At 40.9% G+C, this 3,323-nt stretch carries 1 protein-coding gene and 1 pseudogene; both read left to right on the top strand.

Annotation, left to right across the window (positions count from 1 at the left end; genetic code table 11):
* The first annotated feature begins 105 nt into the window (after positions 1-105).
* Positions 106-2,724, top strand: coding sequence for a bifunctional acetaldehyde-CoA/alcohol dehydrogenase (gene adhE / locus FFM73_RS12220; protein ID WP_003635136.1), 2,619 nt, complete (start codon positions 106-108; stop codon positions 2,722-2,724).
* Between the two features lie 254 nt (positions 2,725-2,978).
* Positions 2,979-3,278: pseudogene (locus FFM73_RS12215) on the top strand (helix-turn-helix domain-containing protein); the annotation flags it as partial.
* Positions 3,279-3,323 lie beyond the last annotated feature (45 nt).

Here is a 3,323-nt window from a genome sequence, read left to right as displayed (position 1 = left end):
TAGTCACCTTAGAAGCTACCGCAAATGCGGGGTTTTTGCATATAATTTGCTTTAATCAATGGGCTACTCGACAAATGTTACAAAACTAGCACTACACGTTAACTAATGATTGAGAATAAAGTAAAAGAACTCAAGACGACAAAACCAGAAAAAACCAATGTTGACGATATGATTAACAAGTTAGTTTCAAAAGCCCAAAAAGCTCTCGAAATCATGGATTCATTTGATCAAGAAAAAGTAGACCACATTACCCATGAAATGGTAATGGCCGGTCAAGATAAGCATATGGATTTGGCACTCATGGCAGCTGAAGAAACCGGTCGGGGAGTCGCTGAAGATAAAGCTATAAAAAATATGTATGCAACCGAAGAAATCTGGCACAGCATTCGCGACCATAAGACGGTCGGCGTTATCAAAGACGATAGGGAACGTCAGCTGATCACAGTTGCCGAACCTCTTGGGGTTCTTGCCGGAATTACACCGGTTACCAACCCAACTTCAACAACTTTGTTCAAATCGATTATTGCAATGAAAACCCGAAACCCGATTATTTTTAGCTTCCATCCACAAGCAATGAAGTCATCCGTTGCAGCTGCAAAGACTGTTCGTGATGCAGCAATTGCGGCCGGTGCCCCAGAGGGTGCTATTCAGTGGATCGAGGAACCAAGTATCGAAGCAACCAACAAATTAATCAATAACCCAGGTGTAGCAAGCACACTTGCTACCGGTGGTCCGGGAATGGTTAAGGCTGCTTATTCAACCGGCAAACCTGCTTTAGGTGTTGGTCCCGGTAATGGTCCTGTTTATATTGAAAGAACGGCTAATATTCTTCGAGCTGTTAACGATATTGTTCTTTCAAAGACATTTGATAATGGTATGATTTGTGCAACTGAGAATAGCGCCATTATTGATAACGAAATTTATGATGATGTGAAAGAAAACTTCATTAAAAACGGTGTCTTCTTCGTTACCAAAAAAGACCAGCCAAAATTGGCTGAAGCAATGTTTGACCCTAAGCGTGGGGGTGTTCGTGGCCCAATCGCCGGTAAATCCGCAAAAGGAATTGCCAAATTGGCAGGGATTAAAGTCCCAGATAACACCAAGGTTTTAGCAGCTGAAATGACCGGTGTCGGACCAAAGTATCCGTTATCCGGCGAAAAACTGAGCCCAGTAATCAGTGTTTATAAGGCCAAAAGCCATGAAGATGCCTTTTCAATTGCTGAACAACTCTTAAACTATGGTGGTTTGGGGCATACAGCTGCTATTCAGACAACTGATGACGATATTGCGCTTAAATTCGGCATTAAGATGAAGGCTGCTCGAGTTCTTGTTAACACACCGGGAGGCTTTGGCGGTATTGGAAACCTCTATAATGAAATGACACCATCTCTAACGTTGGGAACCGGTTCATGGGGTGCAAATTCAATTTCTCATAACGTTACCGATTACGACTTATTAAACATTAAAACGATCGCAAAGAGACGAAACAATATGCAATGGGTTAAATTACCACGGGTATACTTTGAAAAGACATCAATTCGATATCTCGATGATATGCCAGGCATCAATAAAGTGTTTATTGTGACAACGCCTGGAATGGTAGAACATGGATATGTAGATACAGTTTTGGATGAATTAAAACGTCGTCCAAATGAAATTGAATACTCACTTTTCTCAGATGTTGAGCCTGATCCAACAACTGATACAGTTGAAAAAGGTGTTGCTCAGATGCGTTCATTTAAACCTGATACCATCATTGCCTTAGGTGGTGGTTCACCGCTTGATGCCGCTAAGAACATGTGGTTATTCTATGAAGATCCGACAACCAGTTTCTTTGGTGCAAAACAGAAATTTATTGATATCAGAAAGCGGGCTTACCGTTTCAATAAACCACGTAAGGCCCAAATGATTGCTATTCCAACAACTTCAGGGACAGGATCGGAAGTAACACCATTCGCTGTTATCACTGATTCCAAGACTCACGTTAAGTATCCATTGGCCGATTATGCGTTGACACCAGATGTTGCAATTGTTGATCCTCAGTTTGTTCAAACCGTTCCAAAGGGGACTGTTGCTGCATCTGGACTTGATACACTCTGCCATGGTATTGAATCATTTGTTTCAGTGATGGCATCGGATTACACGCGACCATTGTCATTGCAAGCAATCAAGTTAGTTTTTGAAAATCTGACTAAATCCTATAATGGTGATGAACATGCGCGTGAAGAAATGCACAATGCTGCAACGCTTGCAGGGATGGCCTTTGGTAATGCCTTCTTGGGAATTACCCACTCTGTTGCCCACAAACTCGGTGGAGAATTCGGCTTAACTCACGGAATTGCGATTGCAATCACATTGCCACACGTTATCCGTTTCAATGCTAAGTTGCCGGAAAAAATTGCCGTATGGCCTAAGTATGAATATTTCCGTGCTAACAAGGATTACGCTGAAATTGCCCGTTATGTTGGTATTCAAGGAAAGACTGACGAGGACTTGGTAGAAGGCCTGGTTCAAAAGATTATCGACCTAGCTCATTCAGTTGGCGTTACCCTTAGCTTAAAAGCATGGGGTGTTGACAAAGATAAGTTTGATGCTGCTGTTGATCGTCTGTCAGTACTTGCATACGAGGATCAGTGTACAACTGCTAACCCTAAGGAACCATTAATTGCTGATTTGAAACAAATCATGTTGGATGATTACGATGGAAAAGGTGTTGAGAAGTAAAGCGCATCTAGAACGGTTAACTCATAAAAGTTAATTTTTAAGAACTATTAAATACCCGCTGATCATTTAAAAAAGTGATCAGCGGGTATTTTTTGAAAAATATGACTATAATGTAAAAGTGGAAGTTTGTCAAATGGTGTTGAAGGATAGTTTCTGGTAGATTGTAAAATTAATCCGAACGCTGTTCGGACAAAAAAGATCAGCTTCCTTTAAAATGGTGTTTACCACAAACCCATCTTTTAGGAGCTGATCTTTTGTCTAGTATAACCTATTCCGAACGAATTAAAAGCGAAACCTTTTGTGAACTAGGGCTGTCCAATATCCAAATGGGCGTTCGGCTGAACCGATCACCGTCAACAATTTCTTATGAATTATCTCGATGTCAACCTTATCAGGCTGAATTAGCACAAACAGATGCCGAATACAAGCGATCACGATGTGGTCGGAAAACTAAGCTGAGCGATGAGTTAAAGCAAAAAATTCTCAACCATTTACGTCTAAGAAGCTGTCCAAGATCTATGATTTTTGATATACTTCTATGTAAAAAGCGAGTTTAAGCTATGAAAAATTATCCCAGCAATATTACTCGGCAACAATTT

The sequence above is a fragment of the Secundilactobacillus hailunensis genome (assembly GCF_005405185.1).
GTDB lineage: Bacteria > Bacillota > Bacilli > Lactobacillales > Lactobacillaceae > Secundilactobacillus > Secundilactobacillus hailunensis.
The sequence above is the reverse complement of the archived record's forward strand: the minus strand, read 5'-3'. Positions and strand labels throughout refer to the sequence as shown.

Excerpts from the sequence above, each read along its gene's own strand:
- adhE (WP_003635136.1), top strand. The coding sequence starts at position 106 with ATGATTGAGAATAAAGTAAAAGAACTCAAGACGACAAAACCAGAAAAA.